The 23,631-nt window shown below is 75.1% G+C and carries 19 protein-coding genes and 3 pseudogenes; 10 read left to right on the top strand and 12 right to left on the bottom strand.

Features of this window, described 5'->3' with window-relative positions:
• Positions 1-14: 14 nt before the first annotated feature.
• The 7 genes and pseudogenes from Ae150APs1_RS03515 to Ae150APs1_RS03490 form a co-directional block, all read left to right on the top strand.
• Positions 15-1,073: pseudogene (locus Ae150APs1_RS03515) on the top strand (aldehyde dehydrogenase family protein); the annotation flags it as partial.
• 127 nt (positions 1,074-1,200) lie between these two features.
• Positions 1,201-1,545: pseudogene (locus Ae150APs1_RS34510) on the top strand (aldehyde dehydrogenase family protein).
• A 13-nt stretch (positions 1,546-1,558) separates the two neighbouring features.
• Positions 1,559-2,083, top strand: a complete 525-nt coding sequence (locus tag Ae150APs1_RS03510; protein WP_010242162.1) for a flavin reductase family protein — start codon at positions 1,559-1,561, stop codon at positions 2,081-2,083.
• The gene (gene ribB / locus Ae150APs1_RS03505) at positions 2,080-3,213 is read left to right on the top strand and encodes a 3,4-dihydroxy-2-butanone-4-phosphate synthase (protein WP_075295753.1); all 1,134 of its coding nucleotides are present in this window, start codon (positions 2,080-2,082) and stop codon (positions 3,211-3,213) included. The genes Ae150APs1_RS03510 and ribB overlap by 4 nt, the downstream gene beginning before the upstream one ends.
• Positions 3,210-4,649, top strand: coding sequence for an aldehyde dehydrogenase family protein (locus Ae150APs1_RS03500; RefSeq protein WP_083679910.1), 1,440 nt, complete (start codon positions 3,210-3,212; stop codon positions 4,647-4,649). Before ribB ends, Ae150APs1_RS03500 begins: the two co-directional genes overlap by 4 nt.
• 33 nt (positions 4,650-4,682) lie before the next feature.
• Positions 4,683-5,396: a GntR family transcriptional regulator gene (locus Ae150APs1_RS03495; protein WP_075295751.1), complete on the top strand. Its 714-nt coding sequence runs from the start codon at positions 4,683-4,685 to the stop codon at positions 5,394-5,396.
• Between the two features lie 88 nt (positions 5,397-5,484).
• Entirely contained in the window at positions 5,485-5,781 is a 297-nt protein-coding gene (locus Ae150APs1_RS03490; protein WP_010228175.1) for a YciI family protein, read from the top strand.
• A gap of 55 nt (positions 5,782-5,836) precedes the next feature.
• Here the strand turns inward: Ae150APs1_RS03490 and Ae150APs1_RS03485 are convergent, their stop codons facing one another.
• The 6 genes from Ae150APs1_RS03485 to otnK form a co-directional block, all read right to left on the bottom strand.
• The gene (locus tag Ae150APs1_RS03485; RefSeq protein ID WP_249266198.1) at positions 5,837-7,012 is read right to left on the bottom strand and encodes a CoA transferase; all 1,176 of its coding nucleotides are present in this window, start codon (positions 7,010-7,012) and stop codon (positions 5,837-5,839) included.
• Between the two features lie 147 nt (positions 7,013-7,159).
• On the bottom strand, positions 7,160-7,504 hold the full coding sequence (locus tag Ae150APs1_RS03480; protein WP_010228170.1) for a DUF202 domain-containing protein: 345 nt from the start codon (positions 7,502-7,504) through the stop codon (positions 7,160-7,162).
• On the bottom strand, positions 7,501-7,911 hold the full coding sequence (locus Ae150APs1_RS03475; RefSeq protein WP_075301622.1) for a DUF202 domain-containing protein: 411 nt from the start codon (positions 7,909-7,911) through the stop codon (positions 7,501-7,503). Before Ae150APs1_RS03475 ends, Ae150APs1_RS03480 begins: the two co-directional genes overlap by 4 nt.
• A 55-nt stretch (positions 7,912-7,966) precedes the next feature.
• On the bottom strand, positions 7,967-8,758 hold the full coding sequence (locus tag Ae150APs1_RS03470) for a DeoR/GlpR family DNA-binding transcription regulator (protein WP_010228166.1): 792 nt from the start codon (positions 8,756-8,758) through the stop codon (positions 7,967-7,969).
• A 5-nt stretch (positions 8,759-8,763) separates the two neighbouring features.
• Positions 8,764-9,426 (bottom strand): class II aldolase/adducin family protein, encoded by a 663-nt coding sequence (locus Ae150APs1_RS03465; RefSeq protein WP_075295747.1) that lies wholly within the window; start codon positions 9,424-9,426, stop codon positions 8,764-8,766.
• Positions 9,423-10,658, bottom strand: a complete 1,236-nt coding sequence (gene otnK / locus Ae150APs1_RS03460; protein WP_075295745.1) for a 3-oxo-tetronate kinase — start codon at positions 10,656-10,658, stop codon at positions 9,423-9,425. Before otnK ends, Ae150APs1_RS03465 begins: the two co-directional genes overlap by 4 nt.
• 119 nt (positions 10,659-10,777) lie before the next feature.
• On the opposite strand from otnK, the gene Ae150APs1_RS03455 reads away from it, so the two are divergent.
• Both Ae150APs1_RS03455 and Ae150APs1_RS03450 read left to right on the top strand, forming a co-directional pair.
• Positions 10,778-12,100 (top strand): homoserine dehydrogenase, encoded by a 1,323-nt coding sequence (locus tag Ae150APs1_RS03455; protein WP_075295743.1) that lies wholly within the window; start codon positions 10,778-10,780, stop codon positions 12,098-12,100.
• Positions 12,097-13,449, top strand: coding sequence for an SLC13 family permease (locus Ae150APs1_RS03450; RefSeq protein ID WP_075295741.1), 1,353 nt, complete (start codon positions 12,097-12,099; stop codon positions 13,447-13,449). Before Ae150APs1_RS03455 ends, Ae150APs1_RS03450 begins: the two co-directional genes overlap by 4 nt.
• Before the next feature lie 335 nt (positions 13,450-13,784).
• On the opposite strand, the pseudogene Ae150APs1_RS03445 reads toward Ae150APs1_RS03450, so the two are convergent.
• Positions 13,785-14,701 (bottom strand): annotated as a pseudogene (locus Ae150APs1_RS03445) (LysR substrate-binding domain-containing protein).
• 83 nt (positions 14,702-14,784) lie between these two features.
• Here Ae150APs1_RS03445 and Ae150APs1_RS03440 point away from each other — a divergent pair.
• Positions 14,785-16,116: an aspartate aminotransferase family protein gene (locus Ae150APs1_RS03440; protein ID WP_075295739.1), complete on the top strand. Its 1,332-nt coding sequence runs from the start codon at positions 14,785-14,787 to the stop codon at positions 16,114-16,116.
• 70 nt (positions 16,117-16,186) lie between these two features.
• Here the strand turns inward: Ae150APs1_RS03440 and Ae150APs1_RS03435 are convergent, their stop codons facing one another.
• From Ae150APs1_RS03435 to Ae150APs1_RS03415, 5 genes are all read right to left on the bottom strand, one after another.
• Positions 16,187-17,722: an APC family permease gene (locus Ae150APs1_RS03435; protein WP_075295737.1), complete on the bottom strand. Its 1,536-nt coding sequence runs from the start codon at positions 17,720-17,722 to the stop codon at positions 16,187-16,189.
• A gap of 137 nt (positions 17,723-17,859) precedes the next feature.
• Complete coding sequence (locus Ae150APs1_RS03430) at positions 17,860-19,641, bottom strand: CocE/NonD family hydrolase (protein WP_075295735.1); 1,782 nt, start codon at positions 19,639-19,641, stop codon at positions 17,860-17,862.
• Positions 19,642-19,701: 60 nt separating this feature from the next.
• Complete coding sequence (locus tag Ae150APs1_RS03425; RefSeq protein ID WP_075295733.1) at positions 19,702-21,231, bottom strand: MFS transporter; 1,530 nt, start codon at positions 21,229-21,231, stop codon at positions 19,702-19,704.
• A complete protein-coding gene (locus Ae150APs1_RS03420; RefSeq protein ID WP_010228231.1) occupies positions 21,224-22,495 on the bottom strand; it encodes a 2-hydroxyacyl-CoA dehydratase family protein in 1,272 nt (423 codons plus the stop codon). Before Ae150APs1_RS03420 ends, Ae150APs1_RS03425 begins: the two co-directional genes overlap by 8 nt.
• Positions 22,492-23,601 carry a 2-hydroxyacyl-CoA dehydratase family protein gene (locus tag Ae150APs1_RS03415; protein WP_075295731.1) on the bottom strand — a complete coding sequence of 370 codons (1,110 nt, stop codon included), beginning with the start codon at positions 23,599-23,601 and terminating at the stop codon, positions 22,492-22,494. The genes Ae150APs1_RS03420 and Ae150APs1_RS03415 overlap by 4 nt, the downstream gene beginning before the upstream one ends.
• Between the last annotated feature and the right edge of the window lie 30 nt (positions 23,602-23,631).

Here is a 23,631-nt window from a genome sequence, read left to right as displayed (position 1 = left end):
GGAGCGCTGGCCCCATGACCACGACACCGGACGCCCCCGCCGCGCCGGAGCGGCGGACCACCCCGCTGCCGCGCCACGACCACCTCATCGGCGGCGAGCGGGTCCCGCCGGCCGACGGCGCCTACTTCGGCAGCGACAACCCGACCACCGGGCAGCCCTGGTATGAGGCCGCCCGCGGCACGGCGGCGGACGTCGGCCGCGCGGTCGAGGCGGCCCGCACGACGTTCGAGTCGCCCGGGTGGCGGCGGATGTCCCGGACCCGGCGCGGTGCCCTGCTGCGGCGGGTCGGGGAGCTCGTCGGCGAGCACGCCGAGGAGCTCGCCCGCACCGAGAGCACCGACAACGGCAAGCTGCTGCGCGAGATGAGGGCTCAGCTCGCCGGGCTGCCCGAGTGCTTCTTCTACTACGCCGGGCTCGCCGACAAGATCCAGGGCGAGACGATCCCGGCGAGCAGCGTCGACGTCCTCAACTACACGCTGCGCGAGCCGGTGGGCGTGGTCGGCGCGATCACCCCGTGGAACTCGCCGCTCACACTAACCGTCGCCAAGCTGGCGCCGCTGCTGGCCTGCGGCAACACCGCCGTGGTCAAGCCCTCGGAGTACACGAGCGCCTCGATGCTCGCGCTCGCCCCGCTGTTCGAGGAGGCGGGCTTCCCGGCGGGCGCCGTGAACGTCGTGACCGGGTTCGGCGGCGAGGCGGGTGCCCCGCTGGTCGACCACGACGACGTCGCCAAGCTGTCCTTCACCGGGAGCACCGCGACCGGGTCGTGGATCGCCGAGCGCGCCGGACGGCGCCTGGTGCGCGCCGGGCTCGAGCTCGGCGGCAAGTCCCCGCAGCTCGTCTTCGCCGACGCCGACGTCGCGAGCGCGGCCAACGGTGTCATCGCGGGGATCTTCGCCGCGGCCGGGCAGACCTGCATCGCCGGCAGCCGGGTGCTCGCCCATCGGTCGGTCTACGACGAGCTCGTCCAGCGTGTCGTCGAGCGGGCACGCACGATCCGGATCGGCGACCCCCTCGACGAGGGCACCGAGCTCGGGCCGCTCGCGATGGCCGCCCAGCTCGCCAAGGTCGAGGAGTACGTCACCGCGGGACGCGCCGAGGGCGGCGTCGTCGCCCACGGCGGCGGACGCCCGGACACCGGGCTCGGCGGCTGGGTTCCACGAGCCCACCGTGTTCACCGGCCTCGGCAACGACACCCGCATGTGCCGCGAGGAGATCTTCGGCCCGGTCGTCGCGATCATCCCGTTCGACGACGACGAGGAGGCACTGCGGATCGCGAACGACACCGACTAGGGCCTCGCCGCCGGCATCTGGACGCGCGACCTCGCCCGCGCCCACCGGGCCGCGGCCGCCCTGGACGCCGGCACGGTCTGGGTGAACATGTACCGCGCGATGTCCCCCCTGTCGCCGCGGTCTGGGTTCAAGGCCTCCGGTCTCGGTGTCGAGCACGGCACCGAGGTCGTCCGCGAGTACACGCGACTGAAGAGCGTGTGGATCAACACCAGCGACGAGCCCGCGGGCGACCCGTTCGTCCTGCGGTCCTAGGAGGAACGCACCGATGTCCGAGCTGATCCCCACCATCGCCGATGGGGCCGTCGACGCCACCGGGCTCCGGCGCGTCTTCGGGCGGTTCCCCAGCGGCGTCACCGCGGTGTGCGCGCTGGACGACGACGGCACCCCGGTCGGGATGGCCGCGAGCTCGTTCGTGGCCGTCTCGCTCGACCCGCCACTGGTCGGGCTCTGCGTCCAGCACACCTCCACGACCTGGCCGCGGCTGCGCGACCGGGCCCGGATCGGCCTGTCCGTGCTGGGCGACGGGCAGGACCGGGCCTGCCGCGCGCTCGCGTCGAAGCAGGGCGACCGGTTCGCCGGACTCGACCTGCACCCCACCGACGACGGCGCGCTGCTGCTCGGCGGGGCGTCGGCCTGGCTCGACTGCTCGGTCGAGCGCGCCGTGCCCGCCGGTGACCACGACCTGGTGCTCCTCCGGGTGCACCGGCAGTGCACCCACCCCGGCCGGGGCCCGCTGGTCTTCCACGAGAGCGGGTTCCACGCGCTGGCCGAGCTGGAGACGGCGTCGTGACCGCGGTCCTCGAACCCGCCGGGGCCGCCGCCGCGGCGCGGTGCGACGGGATCGCCGGCGCGCTCGCCGCCCTCCGGGCCGGGCGGCCCGTCCTCGTCGTCGACGACGCCGGCCGCGAGGGGGAGGGCGACGTCGTCCTCCCCGCCGCGCTCGCCGAGCCGTCGTGGGTGGCCTGGGCGGTCCGGCACACCTCCGGCCTCCTGCGCGTGCCGATGGAGGCCGCCCGGGCCGACGAGCTCGACCTGCCCCCGATGGTGCGGCACGACACCGGCCACCACGGCACCGCGTACACGGTCTCGGTGGACGCCGCCACCGGCGTCGGCACCGGGATCAGTGCCCGGGACCGGGCCCGCACCGCCCGGGTGCTGGCCGACCCGGCGAGCGTCGCACGCGACCTGACCCGGCCCGGGCACGTGCTGCCGCTGCGCGCCCGGCCGGGCGGCGTCCTCGAGCGGGCCGGGCACACCGAGGCCGCCGTGGACCTCTGCCGGCTGGCCGGCCTGCCGCCGGTCGGCCTGATCGCCGAGCTCGTGACCGGTCCCGGCGACCCCGGCGCCGGCCGCACCGCGGACCGGGCCGAGATCGACGCGCTCGCCGGCCGGCACGACGTCCCCGTGCTGGACGTCGCGAGCCTCGTCCGGCACCGCCACCGGCACGGCGTGCGGCTCCGCCGCAGCTCGCGGACGACGCTGCCCACCGACCACGGCCCGTTCGACGTCGTCGGCCTCCTCGACGAGCCGACCGGCGCCGAGCACCTCGCGCTGCTGAGCCCGCACGCCGCCACCGACCGTCCCACCCTCGCGGTCCACGCCGAGTGCGCGGCGGGCGAGGTGTTCGGCGGCCGGACCTGCCGGTGCCGCCGCGAGCTGGACGACTCGCTGGCCGCCGTCGCCCGCACCGGCGGCGCGGTGGTCCACCTCCGGGCACCGGCCGGCGGCCGGGTGTCCGGCGGATGCGGGGGAGGGGACTTCGCCGGCGCCGCGGGGATCGCCGCCGCGGTGGCCGCCGAGCTGCGTCTCACCGCGGTCCGGCTGCGCCCCGGCCCGCTGCACCCTGACGACCTGCGCGCCGGAGGGATCGACGCCGTCCCGGCCGCCCCACCCCACGACGCCCCGCGGAGACCACGATGACCACCACCCTGCCCGGGCACCCGCTGCTCGTCGGCGGCCGGCCGGTCGCGACCGAGCGCGAGCTGGCCGTCGCCGATCCCGCGACCGACGAGGAGATCGCGCGGGTCGCCGACGCCGATCCCGCCCACGCCGTCGCCGCCGCGGACACCGCCGCGGCGGCACTGCCCCGCTGGTCCGGCCTCCCGCCCCGGCGCCGGTCGGAGATCCTCGTCACCGCGCACCGGCTGATGGTCGGACGCACCACGACACTCGCCGACCTGATCAGCCGTGAGTCCGGCAAGTCCACGGCGGACGCCGTGGCCGAGGTCGGTTACGCGGCGGAGTTCTTCCGCTGGTTCGCCGAGGAGGCCGTGCGCTCCGACGGCAGTTTCGGCACGTCGCCCGACGGCCGTAGCCTCACCGTCGTCACGGCGCAGCCGGCGGGCGTCGCCCTGCTGATCACGCCGTGGAACTTCCCCGCCGCGATGGTCACCCGCAAGGTCGCGCCCGCGCTCGCCGCCGGCTGCACCGCGGTGCTCAAACCGGCCGCGGAGACGCCGCTGACGGCACTGGCGATCCGGGACCTGCTCGTCGAGGCGGGCGCCCCGGAGGACGTGCTGACCGTGCTCCCGACGACCCGCGCCGGGGACGTCGCGGCTGCCCTGCTGGAGCACGTCGCAGTCCGGAAGCTGTCCTTCACCGGGTCGACGCAGGTCGGGCTGCTGCTGCTGCTGCTGCGCCGGGCCGCCGACCGGGTCGTGAACTGCTCGATGGAGCTGGGTGGCGACGCGCCCTTCGTGGTCTGCGCCGACGCCGACGTGGAGGCCGCCGTCGCCGGCGCGATGACCGCCAAGCTCCGCAACGCCGGGCAGGCGTGCACGGCGGCGAACCGCTTCGTCGTGCACGCCGCCGTCGCCGACGAGTTCGTGGAGGCCTTCGCCCGGGCGGTGACCGGGCAGCGGGTCGGGCCCGCCTCCGAGGAGGGCACCACGATCGGCCCGCTCATCGACTACCGGGCGGTGCGCCGGGTGAACGCCCTGGTCGACGACGCGGTCCGGGCCGGCGCCGTTCCGGCACACGATCCCGCCGGGATCCCGGCGGCCGGCTCGTTCGTCGCCCCCCTCGTCCTCCGCGACGTCGCCCCCGGCTCGCCGCTCGCCGGGCAGGAGATCTTCGGCCCCGTCGCCACCGTGACCACCTGGACCGACCCGGCGGAGATGGTGCGGATCGCCAACGCCACCGAGTACGGGCTGGCCGGTTACGTGTTCACCCGGGACGTGCGGGCCGGGACGGACATCGCGCGCTCGCTGCAGTGCGGGATGGTCGGGCTGAACCGCGGGGTCGTCTCGGAGCCGAGCGCGCCGTTCGGCGGCATGAAGCAGAGCGGCCTGTCCCGCGAGGGGGCACGGGAGGGGATCCGGGCCTTCCTGGAGACGCAGTACCTGGCGATGGCCTGACGGGACCCCTGGCATGCAAGTTAGGGTCCCGGCATGGGTGTGGTCACGGAGCGCGGCGGGCCCTCGACCGGCAGTGGCCGGGGCGCGCAGGCCCGGGTGCTGGACGGGTTGCGCGAGGCCATCGTCAGCGGGGCCCGGCAGCCGGGGCAGCCGCTCTCCGAGCTCGCGCTCGCTACCGAGTACGACGTCAGCCGCACCCCGGTGCGCGAGGCGCTCAAGCAGCTGCAGATCGAGGGTCTCGTCGAGATCCGGCCGCGGGTCGGGACCTTCGTGCGCGTGCCGAGCCGGCGCGAGCTCGTCGAGCTGTTCGAGCTCAAGGAGATGCTCGAGGGCATGGCGGCACGGCTGCTCGCCGCACGGGGCGACACCCCGGTGCTGGACCGGCTGGAGGACAACCTCGAACGGTCCGGCGCGGCCGTCGACGCCGGTGACGCGGGCACCTACGCCGACCTCGTCCACGAGTTCCACGAGCTCGTCGTCACCGGGGCCGACAACACCCGGCTGACCGCCCACTACCGCACGCTGATGAACCAGCTCGCGTACCACCGGCTGGTGTCGGCATCGCTCACGCGGCCCGGCCGGCTCGGTGCGTCGCTGTCGGAGCACCAGCGGGTCCTGGACCTGGTGCGGGAGAAGGACGGCTTCGGCGCCGAGTTCGCGATGCGCGACCACGTCCGCTCCAGCGAGCGGGCGACCATGTCCCTCGACGACCCGCTGCGGACCGCCCCGCCCACGGACGGGGACTGATGCCCGGAGACGGGCGTGCGGTGCACCCGCACGTCGGACGACCGGCCTGACCGTCCCGCGGCCGCCGGTGATGTTGCAGGATGGTGCCGTGCCGACATTCGCCGTGATCTACACGTACACCGACGACCACGACCGCAGGCTCGCCACCCGCGACTCGCACCGCAGCTACCTGGCCGAGCGGCCCGAGCTGCTCGTCGCCGGTGCGTGGGCGCCGGACGAGCCCGCCGGCGGCCTGCTGGTCTTCAGCGCGCCCGGCCGCGACGCCGTGCAGGCCATCGTGGACGGTGACCCCTACACCGCCGCCGGCGTCATCGCCGACGTGCAGATCCGCGAGTGGGCCCCGCCGCTGGGCCCGGTCGCGGGGGCGCTCACCGGCTCGGGCTGACGGCGCAGGCGTCCCGCCGCGCGGGCCCGGAACGGTCCGGGCCCGCGCGGTGCGGTCAGCCGACGACGCCGCGGTCGTGCAGCGCGCCGATCTCGGCCTCGGACAGCCCGAGCTCACCGGCCAGCACGTCGTCGGTCTCCCGGCCGAGCTGCGGCGCGTTCCCGGGGTCGCCGTGTTCGCCGTCCCAGCGGATGGGGGAGCGGGCGGTGATGCCGCTCGCCCCGCCGGGCAGCGTGAGATCGGCCAGCAGCGGGTGCACGCCCGCCCGGTGCTCGCCGGCCACGTGCGTCATCCCCTGGTAGCGGCCCCACAGCACGCGCGCGTGGTTGAGCTCGGTCTCGACGGTCACCGAGTCCCGGGCGAGGAACCACGGCTTGAGCACGGCGGCGATCGTCTCGCGCAGCCGGTAGCGCTCGGTCTCGTCGGCGAGGTCGGCGTCGAGCGCCTTCTCCAGGGCGCTGAACACGGCCTCGGTGCCGGTGACCGTGACCAGCGCGTTCCACTGCCCCGGGGTGAGCGCGACGACCATGACGCGTTCCCCGTCGGAGCAGGCGAAGTCCACGCCGAAGCTGCCGTAGACGTGGTTGCCGTGCCGCGGAGGCTCGTGGCCGTGCTCCTCGGCCTCGGACAGCCAGCCGAGGTTCGCGACCCCGGCGAGCGCGACGTCGGACAGCGCGATCTCCGAGTACACCCCGCGCCCGGTCCGGGTCCGCTGGTGCAGCGCCGCCAGCACCGTGGTGGAGACGGTCAGGCCGGTCACCAGGTCCCAGGCCGGGAGCACGTGGTTGACCGGTGCCGCGCCCTCCTCGCTGCCGGTGATCTGCGGGATCCCGACCTCGGCGTTGACCGTGTAGTCGACCGCGGGGCGCCCGTCGGGGTAGCCCTGGACGCGGACGTGGATCAGGTCCGCACGGCGGGCGGTGAGGGCGTCGTTGGCCATCCAGCGGCGTCCGACGACGTTGTCCACCAGCACCCCGCGGTCCTCGCCGGGGGCGGTGGCGAGGGCGAGGACGAGCTCGCGGCTCTCGTCGGACCGCATGTCGACGGTGACCGAGCGCTTGCCCTTGTTGAGCGAGGCCCAGTAGTACGAGTCGCCGGTGCCGTGCCCGGCGGCCGGCCAGCGTCCGTGGTCGGGGCCGCCGCCGATCGGGTCGATCCGGATGACCGAGGCGCCGAGCTGGGCGAGGGTCATCCCGCCCGTCGGTCCGGCGACGAAGCTCGCGCACTCCACGACCCGCAGGCCGTCGCGGGCGCGGGAGCCCGGCGGCGGACGTGTCCTCGGGGGATGGTGTCGTCACGTCCGGTTGCACCTCTCGGGTCGTTCACGTGGGGTCGTGGGGGTCCACCGACATCCTGCACCGGTGCGACGCGGGTCGGGTCAGCCGGCGAGCACGAATCCGAGCGCGGCGACCGCGAACAGCACGCAGGCCAGGGCGGTGCACAGCATCGACACCCCGCCCCCGACGAGCGGTGTGTGGTCCGAGGCCAGGGTCCGGTGGACGTGCAGGTAGCGGCGTTCGGTCATGACCAGGAGTCCGACGGCGACGGCGAACCCGACGACCCCGGGCAGCAGCAGGAGCAGGTCCCCGGAGTCGCCCGGCAGGATGCGCATCGCGACGAGCGAGCCGGCCGCGAGGGAGATCGCCGTCCGCCGCCAGGCCAGGCCCGTGCGCTCGGGCTGCAGGCCGGCGTCGAACAGCGGCCCGGTGCGCTCGGAGCTCATCGGAGCAGCACGGCCAGCCCGACGAGGACACCGGCCGCGACCACCGCGATCCCGGTGGGGAGCGCCAGCGCGGGCGGCGGCAGCGGTCGTCGGAGACGCAGCGCCCGCTCGGTGGTGTACCAGCCGACCCACGCCTGCACCGGGGTGAGCAGCCCGGCGACGATCAGCAGGACCGACGCCGCGAGCCGCAGGGCCGGCTGCAGGTCGAGGCCGAGGGCCTCCAGTGCGACACCACCGGCGACGAGTGCCAGCGCGGTCCGGATCCAGGCGAGGAAGGTGCGCTCGTTGGCGAGGGTGAACCGCGGGTCGGGCTCGGTGCCCGCACGGAACAGCCGGGCCGGGAACCGCCGGTCGCGCCGTTCCGGCTCGACGGGCGTGCCGTCCGGTCCCGGTTCCGATCTTGCCACGTTCCCGAGGGTAGCTCCGGTCCCGGCGGGCAGCGGCCGGTGCCCACCGGCCGGCTCAGCGCGCCGCGGCCGGGACCCGGACGAGCTCCGCACCGGACCCCTCGATCTCGCCGGCCGCGGCGTCGCCGAGGCCGTCGTCGGTGATCACCGTGTCGACCTCGTCGAGCCGCAGCACCCGGTAGCGGGCGAACCGGCCGTACTTGCTGCTGCCCGCGACCAGCACCGTGGACCCGGCGGCGGCCAGCGCCGCGCGCTTCACGTCGACCTTGGCCTCGACCGGCGTGGTGACCCCGTGCCCGACGTCCCACGAGCTCGACGACAGGAACGCCACGTCCAGCGACAGCTCCTTGAGCGCGAGGGTCGCGAGCCGCCCCGCGGTGGACCGGTTCTCCCGCTCGACCCGCCCGCCCAGGCAGATGAGGTCCACTCCCGGGTGGTCGAGGAAGTCGGCGACGGTCGCGAGGTCGTTGCTGACCACCGTCAGCTCGCGCAGGTGCCCGAGGTGCGGGCGCATGGCCTGCACTGTGGTGCCCGCGTCGAGGTAGACGGTCATGCCGTCGGTGACCATGGCGGCCGCCGCGACGGCCATCGCCTCCTTCTCCGGCCGGTCGGCCACCGCCTTCTCGTCGCGGTCCGGCTCGCGCAGCAGCCGGCTCGCGAGCCGCGCACCGCCCGGTGTGGACTCCACGGCGCCCTGCTTCGCGAGCGCCTCGACGTCGCGCCGGACGGTCATGTGGCTGACGCCGAGCTGCTCGGTCAGCTGGTTGAAGCTGAGCACCTGCGACTGCCGGAGCAGCCGGAGGATCTCCTGCCTGCGTTGCTCGGGGATGAGCGGCGGGCTCGCCATGGCTGCTACCTCCTCGACGATCCGACTGTAGTGCGCCCGCCCCACGGGCTCGCCCACCGCCGGGCCAGCTCGCGGGTCGCGTCCGGGGTGAGCTCGCGGCGCGGCAGCCCGGTGGTGAGCAGGGCGATCCGGCACGCCTCCTCCAGCTCGACGGCCATCTCGCACGCCTGCGCCGCGTCCGCCGCGGCGACGACGGAGCCGTGGTTGGCGAGCAGCGCCGCGCGCAGCTCCCAGGGGCACCCGCGCAGGTCGTCGCCCAGGCCGGGATCGCCCGGCGGCCGGTAGGGCAGCAGCGGGGTCTGCCCGACCCGCATCACGTAGTACGGCGTCAGCGGCGGCACCGCGCTCGCGTCGGACCACGGTTCCAGACAGGACGCGGCGACGGCGTAGGGGGAGTGGACGTGCACGACGGCCCGGTGCTCCGGGTCGCGGGCGTAGAACGCCAGGTGCAGCGGCCACTCCTTCGACGGCCGGGCACCGTCGAGGTGCCTGCCGTCGAGGTCGAGCACGGCGACGTCGTCGGGGCCCAGCCGGCCCAGCGAGGTCCCCGACCCGCTGACCAGGACCCGGTCCCCGTCGCGGACGCTGATGTTGCCGCTGGTGCCGGGGCTCAGCCCGTCGGTGACCACCCGGACGCCCGCGGTCAGCAGCGCGTCGACGGCGTTCACGCGAGCACGTCCCAGGCCGAGGTGAACAGGTCGTCGGGACCGAAGTTCCCGCTCTTGAGGGCGAGGGTGACCGCCCGGCCGTCCGCGGTCGTCGCGGCCGTCCAGCAGATGCCCGGGGCGATCTCCGGCCCGATCCGCAGCAGGCCGGCGCCGAGCGACCGGACCACGGCACCGCTGGTCTCGCCGCCCGCGACCAGGAGCCGGGACACGGTGCCGTCGGCGACGAGCGCGTGCCCGGCGGCCGCGAGCACCGCCTCGACGGCCGGGGCGACGGCGGCGCCGTCCACCTCGGCGACGACGTCGCCCGGCTCCGCGGTCGCGTAGACGACGGGGGCGGAGCCCACCGGCTGCTCCCGCACCCAGGCCGTCAGCCGTGCGGTCTCGGCGTCCGGGTCCCGCACCGCCGTCACCGGGTCGATCCGGAGCGACGGTGCGGTGCGGGCGGCGTCGGCGACCTGGCGCCGGGTCGCGGCGGAGGCGCTGCCGCACAGGGTCAGGCGGACCCGTCCGGGGGCGGCGGGGCGCCAGTCGTCGGCCGGGGTCCCGGGATCGGGCAGCCCCAGGGCGAGCCCGGAGCCGCCACTGACGACGGGTGCGCCGGCGACGGCCGCGCCGAGGACCCGCAGGTCGTCGTCGTCCACCGTGTCGACGACGACGTAGCGGTCCGCCGCCTCCGCGAGCGCGGCGCGTACCGCGCCGGGGCCCCGGCGGACCGTGGCGAGGTGGATCTCGTCGACGGCGTGCGGGGTCTGCGGGGCGAGCAGCTCCGCGACCCGGGAGCGGGTCATCGGCGTGAGCGGGTGGTGCCGCATGGGGGAGCGTTCCAGCAGCTCGGCGCCGACGAACAGATGTCCCTGGTAGACGGTGCGGCCGTTGGCGGGCAGCGCCGGCGCGACGACGACGGTGCCGGCCCCGGCGCGGTCGGCGACGGCGTCGAGCACCGGGCCGATGTTGCCGCGGTCGGTCGAGTCGAACGTGGAGCAGTACTTCACGTAGAGCCGGTCGGCGCCCCAGCCGCGCAGCCGGTCCACCGCCCGTTCCGACGCGGCGACCGCCTCGGCGACGGGCGCGGTACGCGACTTCAACGCCACCACGACGGCGTCGAGCCCCTCGCGCACGGCGGGATCCGGGTCGTGCTCCTCGATCACCACGGCCACGCGGTGACCGTTGCGGCGGAGCATGATCGCAAGATCCGTGGCGCCGGTGAAGTCGTCGGCGACGGCTCCGAGCATCGGATGAGCCTCCTTGTGAAAATCTGGGGCATGTTTGTAGAAATCTAGATCCTGTGTCAGAGTCACGCCACCCCCGGTCCGGCCGGGGGACGAGAGTGCGGTGCCAGATTGGAGCAACGGTGATCCATCCCCATTCCGCACGGGCCCATGCGCCCGTCCGGATCGCGCTGACCGGGGCGAACGGCGGCTACGGCCGCACGTTGCTCGCCCAGCTGCGGCAGACACCGGAACTGGTGCCGGCCGTCCTGGTCGATCCCGACGTCGACGGCCTGGAGCGGACCCTCGCCGAGCTGGGCCCCGGCTCCGGCGGCCCCACGGTGCTCACCGACGCCGCGGACGTGCCCTGGGACGGTGTCGACGTCCTCGTGGAGGCCACCGGGCGGATCGACGTCGGGACCGCCTGCGCCGCGGCGGCCCTCGACCACGGCGTGCACGTCGTCATGGTCTCCAAGGAGGTCGACACCGTCGCGGGCGTCGCCCTCGCCGAGCGGGCCCGTGCCGCCGGTCGCGCCTACCTCCCCGCCGACGGCGACCAGCCCGCCAACCTGATCCGCCTCGTCGACTGGGTGTCGGCCACCGGGCTGGAGATCGTCGCGATCGGCAAGGCGGGGGAGTACGACCTCGTCCTCGACCCCGCGGCCGGGACTCTCGTCCAGAACGACGTGACCGTCGAGGTGTCGGCCCTGGCCGGGCTGCTGGAGCTGGGCACCGACGTGCGGGCGACCCTCGCGGCCCGCGCCGACGCCGTCGCCGGCCTGAAGCGGTCGGCCGCGGCCGACCTCTGCGAGATGACCGTGGTCGCCACCCGCACCGGCGCCGTCCCCGACCGGGAGGACCTGCACTACCCGGTCGCCCGGATCGCCGAGCTCGCCGACGTGTACGCCGCACGCGAGCACGGTGGCGTCCGCGAGCACGACGGCGTGGTCGACGTCTTCTCCGCGCTGCGCCTGCCCGGCGAGGCGAGCGTCGCCGGGGGCGTGTTCGCCGTCGTCCGCACCGGCGACCCGGTGACCTGGGAGATGTTGCGCGGCAAGGGGCACGTCGTCAGCCGCGACGGGCGCTACGCCTGCCTCTACTGGCCGTACCACGCGATGGGCGCGGAGACGCCGCTGACGATCCACGCCGCCGTCGACGGGTCCGGGCCCGCACCGCAGCCCCGGCCGACCACCCTGCTGGCCGCCCGGACCGCCGGTGACCTGGAGGCGGGCACGGAGTTCACCGTGACCGGCCACCACCACGAGATCGCCGGCGTCGCGCCGGTGATGGTGACCGCCGAGCCCGGTACCGCGCCGTACTACCTGCTCGCCGGGACCCGGCTGAACCGCGCGGTGCCGGCCGGTGAGCTGGTACGCGTCGACGACCTCGACGGCGCCGACCCGGGGGCGCTCGCCGCGCACCGGGTCGCCGAGTCCGCCATGACCGGGACGGGGGTGCCGGCATGAGCGCCGAGGTCATCGCGCTGGTCGTGTTCGCGGCGGTGTTCGCGATCTCGGCGATCCGCAACGTGCACATGGGAGCGCTCGCGCTGGTGGCGGCGTTCCTCGTCGGCATCGGGGTGGTCGGGGAGAGCCTCGACGACATCCTCGCCGACTTCCCCGTCGACGCCCTGCTGATCCTGCTGGGCATCACCTACCTGTTCGGCATGGCCCGGGAGACCGGCACCATCGACTGGCTGGTCGACCGCTCGGTGCGCGTGGTCGGCGACCGGGTCGCGCTGCTGCCGTGGGCGATGTGGCTGATCGGCACCGCCGTGGCCTGCCTGGGCACCTCGCACGCCGCGTTCGCGGTCGTGCCGATCGCGATGTCGCTGGCGACCACGCACCGGATCAGCCCCACGCTGATGGGCATCGCGATGAGCTCCGCGATCGTCGGCGGGGCGCTCGCGCCGACCAGCATCAACGGCATCACCGTCGGGACGGTGGCCCGCACGGCCGGGATCCCCTACGACGCCGGCCTGATGTTCTTCCTGTCGGTCGGGGTGAACGCCCTGGTCGTGCTCGTCGCGTTCCTGATGTTCGGCGGGCCGGAGCTGGTGCGGCGCTCGCGGGGTGCCGGGAACGGCGGTGCCGGGACCGGTGGTTCGGGGAGCGGCACGGCGTCGTCGACCGGGGGACCGGCCGGTGGCGGCGTCGCCACGGCGACGCGCGCGGAGACCGAACCGGCCCCGCCCCTGAACGGGCTGCAGATCGGCGTGCTCGCCACGCTCGTCCTGCTGGTGGTCGGGTTCTTCACCCTGACGATCCTCGACGTCGACGTGAACCTCGGCGTCGTCGCGCTCACCCTCGCGGTCGGACTCTCGCTCTGGAACCCCGAGGTCGGTCGCAAGGCCGTGTCGAAGGTCGACTGGGGCACGATCCTGCTGCTCGGCGGGATCCTCACCTACGTCGGCGTGCTCACCCGGATCGGTGCGATCGACCAGCTCGGGGAGCTCGCCCGTTCGGTGAACGTCCCGCTGGTCGCGGCGATCGTGCTCTGCGTCATCGCCGGTCTGGTGTCGGCGTTCGCGTCCACCATCGGGATCCTCGGCGCGCTCATCCCGCTCGCGGTGCCGCTCCTGGTGGTCGGCGGCGGGCTGGAGACGACGGGCTTCATCTACGCGCTCGCGATCTCGGCGTCGCTGGTGGACTGCGCGCCGTTCTCCACCACTGGCGCGACGATCGTCGCCTCGGCGTCGGAACCGGAGCGCAAGGTGCTCTCCAACCGGCTGACGGTGTGGGGCTTCGCGATGGTCCTCATCGGCCCGGCCTTCACCATCCTGACGATGGTGGTGCCCTTCCTGCTCGTGTCCTGAACCGCCCCGCCCCGTTGCCACGTTCCACGGAACGCGGCAAGGGCCGTGGCGCTCACCGAACCTGCCCGCGCTCACGCGATCCGATGAGCGCGGGCAGGTTCGGTGAGCGGGGCCGATCCGGTGAGCGTGCAGGTCGCGGCCCCGTGGCGGGTCCGGGCGTGGCGACCAGGTCCGGCTGTGTTCGCCGAGTCCGGCACGCTCGCCGAGTCCGGCCGCGCTCACGGAACCCGGCCGCGCTCACGCGATCCGGTGAGCGTCGGCGGATCCGGTGAGCGCGGTGGTCGGCGTCCCCGTTCCGCGGGACGCGCAACGGGGGCGGCGGGGCGTCGGGTGGGTCAGGGCGGGCCCGGGGCGGACAGGGCTGCCAGCTCGGGATGGTCGAGCAGTGCCTCGACGACGGCGTCGACCGCGGTGCGCAGCCCGCTCGCCCGCCGCCGGACGACGGCGACGTTGCGGTGCACCGGCGTCGTCAGCCCGCGGGTGACGACGGCGTGCCCCGGCGCGACGGCCAGCGCGGGCAGCAGCGCCACCGAGCGTCCCGCCTCGACGTGCTGCAGGAGGAGCAGGTAGTTGCCGAACCGGCACGCGGTGCGGGGCTCGAACCCGGACTCGTGGCACAGCCGCGCCGTCAGCTCCGCCATGTAGGACCGGGGCGGTCGAGGGCCCACGTCTCCGTCGCGCACGCGGCCAGGTCGACGACCCGGTGCCGGGTCAGCGGATGGTCCGGCGGCAGCACCAGCACCACCGGGTCCGTCCCGAGCGGGACGATCTCCAGGTCGCGGTCCCACGGGAACGCGACGTGGTCGGTGGTGGTGACGACGACGTCCAGCTCCCCGGTGCCCAGCGCCGGCCCGCTCTCGTGCGGCTCGGACTCGACGAGCTCGACGTGGAGGTGCGGGTGCGACGCCGCCAGCCGCTCCGCGGCGGGGACGGCGAGAGTGTGGATCGCGCTCTGGAACACCCCGAGTCGCACGTTCCCGATCGGCTCGTCGTGCAGGGCACGCAGCTCGGCCTCGGCGTCGGCCATCCGGTCGAGGATCTCCCGCCCGCGCCGGGCGAGTACCAGCCCGGCCGGGGTGAGCCGGACCCGGCGCCCGGTCCGTTCCAGCAGGCCACTGCGCGTCTCGGACTCGAGCACGCCGAGCTGCTGGGACACCGTCGACGGGCTGACGTGCATCGTCTCCGCCACCGCCCGGACGGTCCCGAGGCCGTCCAGCAGGGTCAGCATGCGCAGCCGGTAGGGGTTCAGCACCCACCCATTGTGCGGCCAGGTCGAACAGCAGCGTCGGCATCGTGCGATGGACGTGCACAGAATGGGTTCGTAGCGTCGGACCCATGACGGACACCGCGACCGCGCCCGCCGCCCCGACCGCCGGTGACGCCGCCGCCGACCGGCACCTCGTCCGCTACTTCGGCCACGGCACGTTCAGCCCCGGCGTGATCGACCGCGCCGAGGGCTGCTCGGTGTTCACCGAGGACGGCCGCGAGCTGCTCGACTTCACCTCCGGCCAGATGAGCGCGATCCTCGGGCACTCGCACCCGGAGATCGTGGCGACCGTCCGCGAGCAGGTCGGACGGCTGGATCACCTGTTCAGCGGAATGCTGTCCCGCCCGGTGATCGAGCTGGCGCGGCGCCTCGCGGAGAGCGTCCCGGCGCTCGACAAGGTGCAGCTGCTCAGCACCGGCGCCGAGTCCAACGAAGCCGCGATCCGGATGGCCAAGCTCGTCACCGGCGGGCACGAGATCGTGTCGTTCGCCCGGTCCTGGCACGGCATGACCGGCGCCGCGGCGAACGCGACCTACGTCGCCGGCCGGCACGGCTACGGGCCCGCGGCCCCGGGGAACTTCGCGCTGCCGGTGCCCGACCGGTTCCGCCCGGACGTCGTCGCCGCCGCGGGCGGGCTCGACTGGCGCCGCCAGCTGGACCTCGGCTTCTCGCTGATCGACGCACAGTCCACCGGTGCGCTCGCGGCCTGCATCGTCGAGCCGATCCTCAGCTCGGGCGGGGTGATCGACCTGCCGCCCGGCTACCTGGCGGCGCTGCGCGACAAGTGCCACGAGCGCGGCATGCTGCTGATCCTCGACGAGGCGCAGACCGGGCTGTGCCGCACCGGTGACCGCTACGCCTTCGAACGCGACGGCGTCGTCCCCGACATCCTCACGCTGTCCAAGACCCTCGGTGCCGGGCTCCCGCTCTCGGCCGTGCTGACCAGTGCGGAGATCGAGGAGCAGGCGCACGACCGCGGGTTCCTCTTCCTCACCACGCACGTGAACGACCCGCTGCCCGCCGCCGTCGGCAACACGGTGCTGGACGTCCTCGAACGCGACCGCCTGGACCTGCGCGCCCGCGAGCTCGGCGCCCGGCTGCGCACCGGGCTGGACGAGCTGGCGACGCGGCACCCCTCGATCGGCGACGTCCGCGGGCGGGGCCTGCTGGTCGGGCTGGAGCTGGTCGACGACGGCGAGGCCGGTGGCGCGGGTGCGGACCGGCTCGGTGCCGCCGTGACCCGGCGGTGCGCGGAGCTCGGCCTGCACATGAACATCGTCCAGCTGCCGGGGATGGGCGGGACCTTCCGGATCGCGCCGCCGCTGACCGCGACCGACGCCGAGATCGACCGCGGGCTCGCGATCCTGGACGACGCCCTGACCGGCCCCCTGGGCCGGTGATCACGGATCGGGAGGTGTGGCGGCCACATGTGGCCGGATCCCTTCCCGATCCGTGACCACCGGGGACGGGTCAGGAGCCGCCGTGGGGCGGGTCGCCGGATTCGGGGACCAGGACGGGGGTGCCGGCGTGCAGGAGCTCGCCGCGGAAGAACGCCCGCAGCCGTACCGCGCACGCCAGCATCAGGGGGACCCCGAGCACGATCATCCCGACGCCGATCACGAACACCCCGCCGACCGGGCCGAAGCTGGTCTCGCCGTACTCCGGGTCGAGCATGTCGATCGCGCTCTGCACGAACGCCCACACCATGACCAGCCCGCCGAGCAGCGGCAGCAGCCCGCGCAGCAGCAGGTGACGGGCCGAGGTCAGCAGCGAGTCCCGGAACCACCAGACGCAGGCGAACGCCGTGATGCCGTAGTAGAACGCCACGGCCAGGCCGAGCGAGGCGATCGTGTCCTGCAGCGCGTCGTCGCTGACGAGGCCGAGTACGAGGTAGAACGCGATCGCCGAGACGTCCATGACGAGCGTGGCGAAGTCGGGCGTCCGGTTCCGCGAGTGGGTGCGCCCGAACCGCGGCGGCACCGCCCCGTAGACGGCCATCGCCAGCGCCCCGCGGGCGGTCGGCAGGATCGTCGTCTGGGTGGAGGCGGCCGCGGAGATCGCGACCGTCAGCAGCAGGACCGTGGTGAGCACCGGGCCACCGATCGGCGCGCCGAGCACGGTGATGACGTCCTCGGCGTTGGCCGCGTTGCCCAGCCCGATCCCCTCGGCGCCGAGCCCCGCGTAGGACTGCACGGCGACCGCCACCAGCAGGTAGACGGCGAGCAGGATCGCGGTCGCGAGCAGCGCCGCCCGGCCGGGGGTGGAGTCCGACCCGCGGGTCTCCTCGCCGACGGCGAGGCACGCGTCCCACCCCCAGTAGATGAAGATGCACAGGATGACGGCCTCGGCCAGCGCGGAGCCGTCGACGCCGACGGGGTTGAACCACTCCCAGCTCGGCGCGACCGCCTGCGGGCCGGCGTCACCGGTCGCGACCAGCACCAGCGCACCGACGGCGAGCAGCGCGAGCACGGCGATCTGGGCGACGATCAGCACGTTCTGGAACCGCTCGGACAGCACGATCCCGCGGTGGCTGATCCAGGTCATGACCGCGATGAACGCGACGCCGAGACCGACCTTGACCAGGGTGTTCTCGGCGAGATCGTCGAGCCCGGCCGCCCGCAGCGTGTAGATCGCGGAGATCTCGGCGACGTTGGCCAGGACGATGATCGCCGAGACCGCGACGCCCCAGCCACCCATCCACCCGACCCAGGGCCCGAACGCCTTGGTGCCCCAGGTGAACGTCGTCCCGCAGTCCGGGACGGAGCGGTTCAGCTCGCGGTAGGCGACGGCGACGAACAGCATCGGCACGAACGCCACGAGGAACATCGCCGGCGCCTTGTCGTGCACGGCGAGCACGACGTAGCCGAGGGTGGCGGCGAGGCTGTACGCCGGTGCCGTCGCACCCAGACCGATCGCCGTGTTGCCCCACAGCCCGATCGCGCCCGTCCGCAGTCCCTTGCCCGGGGTTCCGGCGAGGTCGGTACCCGCCGGTCCGGGAGCGGTCAACCGGTCGCCCCGATGATCACGTGGTGGTTCTCGGTCACCGGGCGATGGTAGATGTCCCGGCCCGCCGGTGGCTGCCCGCTGTGACGGGGCCACCACCGGCGGCGGTCCTGATGGGATGTCCTCCGTGGTCCGGTGGGTCAGCCGGTGTGGTGCGGGAGCGTCACCGAGGACGCGGTGTCCGGACCGGACAGCACCTCGATGCGGGCGCCGTCGGCGTCGGGCAGCGGGCCGGTGGCGCGCGGGTCGTGCCCGGTCACCGTGACCCGGATGCGGTGCCCGGCCGGGACCTCGTACGACGTCGGCAGCATCGCGAACCGCAGCCGCACCGCCGCGCCGGGCGTGACCGGGGCGGCGTCGGCGGCGTAGGCGCGGTGCCACGGCACGCCCTCGGGCAGCGTGTAGGGCGCGGGGTGCTCGGCGCGCAGCGAGATCCGCTGCCGGCCCTCGGTGATCACGGTCGTCCGGCCGTCCGGGGCGACCTCCTCGAGGTAGGCGAACACGTCGCCGCCGCGACGGTCGGTCCGTACGGTCAGGTCGGCGACCGGGGTGCCGGTGAGCTCGGTGGCCGCGTCGAGCACGGGACCGGTCCAGCTCGTCCCGCTGCCGGGGATGTGGCAGGGCTGGATCGTGGAGCCGCTGCCCGGGTCGGTGGGGCACTCCGCCGCGGTGTCCACGGTGAACCCGCGGGCGCCGGGTGCGGCCGAGCCGAGGACGCCGTCGCCGCCGAGCGTCGTGGGCTGCGGGCCGGTCCCGGCCGGGGGCCAGCTCTGCGCCGCCGTCCACTCCAGGCCGGTGGCGTCGGCGGCGTCGGACCGCGGGGTGGCGTAGTGGATCGGCGGTTCGGCGTCGATTCCGGTGTCGATGCCCTTGAGGTGCTGGTCGAAGAACCGGTGCGCCTCCTCGACGAGCCCGAACCCCGCGTTCTCGCAGTGCTTCCACGGCCCGACGAGCAGCCGTGAGCCGGGCACGTTCAGCAGTGTCGCGATGCCTTGGCCGCGGAGCTCGTCGTGCCAGCCGCCGATCACGTAGACGGGGACGTCCGCCGCCCGGACCTGGTCGGCGTAGCTGCCGACGCTGCCCTCGGACCAGAACCGGGACTGCGTCGCGGAGGTCCAGCTGTCCCGGTACGGCATGCCGCGCCACATGTCGGCGAGCGGCGTCGCCCTCTGGTGCTCGACGGCGGCCTCCCGCAGGAGGGTCTTGTCCTCGTCGCCGTCGACCGGGGTGTTCGCGAGGTCCTGCTCGACGGTGCGCGACGGGCCGAAGCCCCACTGGGCGGAGATGCCGCCGACCCGCCACGCGTCGTACTTGTCCCAGGAGAAGCAGCCCGCGAGCACCGCCTTCAGGTGCGGCGGCCGGACGGTGAGGGTGTGCATCGCGGCGTCACCGGTGTTCGAGCAGCCGTAGACGCCGACGTTGCCGTCCGACCAGGGCTGCGCGGCGAGCCACTCGGTGACCTCGTAGGCGTCGCCGGCCTCGAGCCGGTCGTTGTAGCCGCGCCGCACCCCGAAGGACTGGCCGTTGCCGCGGCGGGCGACCTGGGCGACGACGTAGCCGTGGTCGGTGAGCGTCGGGATCGTCTGGATCCCGCCGGTCTTCGGGCCGGCGCCGTCCTCGGGTTTGCGCTCGGTCGAGAGGCTGTGCTGCCACAGCACCGGGAACGGCCCGGGCGCGGCCCGCCCGTCCACGGCGGGCCGGTCGAGCTTCACCGCGAGCCGGGTGCCGTCGCGCATCGGGAGGAGGAACGACTCGGTGATCCGCTCGGTGAACTGCTTCTCCGGTGCGTAGGACCCGAGTGCGGAGTCCGCGGTGGCGACCGCGGGGCGTGGCACCACGAGCAGTGCGATGCCGAGGGCGGCCACCAGGCCGAGGACGACGAGTGCGGACACGAGCAGTGTCCGGCGGCGGTTTCCGGGCATGGCGGAGCCTCCGTGCAGCGGTCGATGGTGCAGCGGTCGGGTCGGGCGTGGAGCGGTGGGTCAGGGGGCGGGCGCGCCCTCGTCGAGCGCGGTCTCGCGGATCAGCAGCACCGCGACGAGCGCGAGCACCGCGACCGGGAGGGTGGTGAGGAAGACGAGCTGGAGCCCGTGGGTGTAGGAGGCCCGCACGGCGTCGGCGAGCGGGCCGGGCAGCGCCGCGACCTGCGCGGGGGTGCCGAGCAGCCGCCGGACGCCGTCGTCGGTGGCGGGGAGCCCGGCCGCGCCCAGCGCGGCGGGCAGGTCGGCGCGCAGCCGGGCCGCGATGAGCGCGCCGAACACCGCGACCCCGACGGCGCCGCCGAGGGTGCGGGCGAAGGTCGCCGACGACCCGGCGACGCCGACGTCGCCGGGCCCGGCCGCGTTCTGCGCGGCGAGCACGAGCACCTGCTGGGTCAGTCCGGTCCCGGCGCCGAGCAGCGCCATCCCGGCGGCGACCTGCCAGGCCGGGGTGGCCGGGGTCAGCGGGGCGAGCACCGCCAGCCCGGCGACGAGCAGCGCGCAACCGACCGCGGGAAACCTCTTCCAGCGCCCGGTCCGCACGATCAGCCGGCCCGCCACCGCCGAGGCGACGATCATGGTGCCGATCTGGGGGAGCATCAGCAGCCCCGCGGTCATGGCGTCGTGACCGTGCACCACCTGCAGGAACTGCGGCAGGTAGATGATCCCGCCGAACATCACCGTGCCGACGAGCAGGCCGGCGGCGCAGGCGATGGTGACGGTGCGGCTGCGGAACAGCCGCGGCGGCAGGATCGGGTCCGGTGCGCGGCGCTCGCGCAGCACGGCGAGCACCGTCGTCACCACGACGGCGACGGCGAGCACCACCGTGACCGGCGACGACCACGGCCACGCCACCCCGCCCGCCGAGAGCAGGACGACCAGCCCACCGGAGGCGAGCGCCAGCAGCGCGGCACCGAGGTGGTCCAGCGGGGCGTCGCGGGACTCGGGGCGGTGGTCGGGGGCGAGCCGCACGAGCAGCGCGGCGGCCAGCGTCACCGGGACGACGCCGAGGAAGCACCAGCGCCAGCCCGGCGCGCCCGGGCTCACCAGCAGCCCGCCGATCAGCGGCCCGGCCACCGACGCGGTGCCGAACGACAGCCCGAACCAGCCGGTGTACCGGCCGCGCTCGCGGGCCGGGACGAGCACCGCGACGAGCGCGTTCGCGCAGGCCAGGATGCCGCCCGACGCCGCGCCCTGCAGGGCCCGGCCGGTGATCAGCCAGCCCATCGTGGGGGCGAGCCCGGCGACCAGGGACGCGACGACGAACAGCGCGATCGCCGCGAGCAGCATCGGCCGCGGGCCCCGGCGGTCGGCGAGCTTGCCCCACACCGGGGTCGCCGTCGTCATCGTGAGCAGTGCCGCGGCCGCCACCCACGCGACCCGGTCCTGCCCGCCGAGCTCACCGGCGATCGTCGGCAGCGCGATCCCGATGATCGTGTTGGTGAGGGAGCCGGTGAACAGCGCGACCAGCGTCCCGGCCAGCACCGCGGGCGTGGAGAGCCCGGTGCGGGGCCGGGGCGGGGCCTCAGTCATCGGCCCGGGGCAGCACCTCGGCCTCGATCCAGCTCCCGACGGTGCGGTCCAGGTGGTCAGGGTCGGAGCGGCGGGCGTCGACGTTGTCGGCGTGCAGCTCCAGCACCGGGATCCCGGCGGCCCGCAGCGCGCGGGTGGTCGCCCAGCTTCCGCGGGCGTCGTCGGACACCAGGTGGACGACACCCTGCACGCCGTGCGTGCGGGCCTCCTTCACGTACCACTCGGCGGACCACGGCGGGGTGTAGAGCTGGTCGGAGAACGCCGCGAACCGCGCGGCGAGGGTGCGGAGCGGGTCGTCGCCGTAGCGGACGTAGCCGTCGGCGGCGATCGCCAGGTACATCGACCACACGAACACGGCGCCGTAGCGCTCCTGGAACCGCTGGTAGAACTCGAGGTCGAACCACAGGCCGCGGCCGACCCACATCAGCCGGGCCCGCTCGCCGTCGCACACGGCGGCGCCCGCGGACACCCGGCCGGCGACCTCGTCGTGCAGCCGGTGGGCGGCGTCGCGCGCCCACGTGGTCCCGCGGTGCCACTGCGGGATCATCACCGCGGGGATGGAGTCGGTGACGGCGACCGGGCACGGCCGGGCGGCCGCGACGAGGTCGCGGGTGCGCCGGTTCCACTCCTCCTGCTCGTTGGTCAGGGCCAGCACCTCGGCGAAGCGCTGCTCGGAGAACCGGCGGCCGGTCGTCTGCTCCAGGAACCGGATGAGGCCCTCCAGCTCGCCGACCATGAGGTCGAGCCGGTCGGAGCCCACCGCGTCCTCCCAGTGGTGCGGCATCAGCTCCCACCAGCGCTCCGGGACGGTGTCCGCGGCCGCGCTCTCCAGCGGGTAGAAGGTGACGCCGGGCTGCTCGCCCCACACGTCGAAGATCTTGCGGGACGCGTCGCCGGTGGTCTCGGCGAGCACGATCGACGGCATCGGCAGCCCACCCCACGGGGCGCTCGCCGGGTCCGGGTCGAAGGCGCTGCCGAGCGCGGTGGAGCTGTACTGCTCGGTGTGGTCGGGGTAGCCGCGCTCGCGGAGCCGGGCGAGGTGGTCCTGGGTGCGGCGCTTGGCGGCGACGATCGAGGCCCACCACTGGTTGACGACGTAGGGGATGCCCATCGCGCGGAAGACCTCCTGCGGGGCGTCCGCGTTGACCAGGGCGAGCGGGGCGCCGGGAACGTGGTCGCGGTGCAGGTCGGCGAACCACTGCCGCTGGTACGCCGTCGCCGCGGCCGCGCTGGGCAGCCGTCCGGTGCGGGCCGGGGCGCTCACGCGGCCACCACCGGGGCCCGCAGCGTGCGCACCGCCCGGTCGAGGGCGTCCGGGTCGACGCGGCCGTAGGGCTGGTGTTCCAGCGACGCCGCCGGGACGCCCGCGGCGGCGCGTTGCGCGGCCCAGTCCCAGGGCGGGCCGTCGTCGTGGCGGCGGACGTACCCGAGCAGCCCGGCCGCGCCGCGGGCGTGGACCCGGGCCGCGGTGTGCGCGGCCCGCTCCGCGATCGACGCCCGCGGCGCCGCGGGCCCGTTGAACTGGTACCGCTCGGCCAGCGCGAGCTCCAGGCCCGCGGGGTCGCCGGGGTCGCCGACGTCGGTCGCGGCGAGGAGGTCGCCGCGGTCGTGGTCCTCCCCGACGACGAGCAGCCCGGCCGCCTCCACCACGGCGTACACGTCGGGGGAGTCGTGCGAGGAGCCGGTGAGGTGCACCGGGTGCCCGGGCCGCGGGCCCCGGTCCGGCAGCTCCGCGACCAGTGCGGTCAGCAGCTCCGCGGCCCGGTCCGGCAGGAGCGCGGTCGCGGCGTCGACGACGCCGAGGAACTCGGTCCCGGTGAGCCTGCGCTGCGCCCGCAGGTCGCCGGTGGCCCGCAGCAGGCCGCGGACCCGGTCGTGCGCAGCGACTGCGGCGGCGAGCGCGTCGTCACCGGCCGGGCGCCCGGACCGCCCGGCCAGCCAGGTGCGCAGACCGCGGACCTTCGCCAGCACGTAGCGGGTGGTCGTGCGGTGCGGGAGGTGGAGGACGTCGACGAGGTGGACGGGCGGCAGCGCCACCGACGGCTCCACCCGGGCGAGCTCGCGCAGCACGTAGAACAGACGCAGCGACGCCTCGCAGTCCCGCGAGACGACGAGCACGTCGAGCTGCCCGCACGCCCCGGCGAGCAGCCGGGTCAGCACCGAGCAGGCGACCGGGTCCAGGCCGCCGCCGAGGAGCCGGCGGCCGGGCGAGGCGTCCTCGTGCGGCGAGCCGGACAGCCGCAGCGGGTGGTACCCGGCCGCCGTCAGCAGCTCCACCGGGACGTCGGCGCCGACGTAGCCGGCGACCGGCCGGTCCGGCGTGCGGCCGGGCAGGGCAGGGTCGAGCAGCGCAGCCAGTGCTGCGGACATGGTGGTCCCCCGGGACGGTGTGTGGGTCGG

It is taken from the genome of Pseudonocardia sp. Ae150A_Ps1, assembly GCF_001932315.1.
GTDB lineage: Bacteria > Actinomycetota > Actinomycetes > Mycobacteriales > Pseudonocardiaceae > Pseudonocardia.
This window is presented reverse-complemented; position numbering and strand designations above follow the sequence as displayed.

What these genes read in the sequence shown, in the direction of transcription:
- Ae150APs1_RS03470 (WP_010228166.1), bottom strand. Translation starts at nt 8,758, where the DNA reads ATGGCGAGCCCGCCGCTCATCCCCGAGCAACGCAGGCAGGAGATCCTC.
- Ae150APs1_RS03500 (WP_083679910.1), top strand. Translation starts at nt 3,210, where the DNA reads ATGACCACCACCCTGCCCGGGCACCCGCTGCTCGTCGGCGGCCGGCCG.
- Ae150APs1_RS03440 (WP_075295739.1), top strand. Translation starts at nt 14,785, where the DNA reads ATGACGGACACCGCGACCGCGCCCGCCGCCCCGACCGCCGGTGACGCC.
- Ae150APs1_RS03415 (WP_075295731.1), bottom strand. Translation starts at nt 23,601, where the DNA reads ATGTCCGCAGCACTGGCTGCGCTGCTCGACCCTGCCCTGCCCGGCCGC.
- otnK (WP_075295745.1), bottom strand. Translation starts at nt 10,658, where the DNA reads ATGCTCGGAGCCGTCGCCGACGACTTCACCGGCGCCACGGATCTTGCG.
- Ae150APs1_RS03510 (WP_010242162.1), top strand. Translation starts at nt 1,559, where the DNA reads ATGTCCGAGCTGATCCCCACCATCGCCGATGGGGCCGTCGACGCCACC.
- Ae150APs1_RS03430 (WP_075295735.1), bottom strand. Translation starts at nt 19,641, where the DNA reads ATGCCCGGAAACCGCCGCCGGACACTGCTCGTGTCCGCACTCGTCGTC.
- Ae150APs1_RS03480 (WP_010228170.1), bottom strand. Translation starts at nt 7,504, where the DNA reads ATGAGCTCCGAGCGCACCGGGCCGCTGTTCGACGCCGGCCTGCAGCCC.
- Ae150APs1_RS03425 (WP_075295733.1), bottom strand. Translation starts at nt 21,231, where the DNA reads ATGACTGAGGCCCCGCCCCGGCCCCGCACCGGGCTCTCCACGCCCGCG.
- Ae150APs1_RS03495 (WP_075295751.1), top strand. Translation starts at nt 4,683, where the DNA reads ATGGGTGTGGTCACGGAGCGCGGCGGGCCCTCGACCGGCAGTGGCCGG.
- Ae150APs1_RS03450 (WP_075295741.1), top strand. Translation starts at nt 12,097, where the DNA reads ATGAGCGCCGAGGTCATCGCGCTGGTCGTGTTCGCGGCGGTGTTCGCG.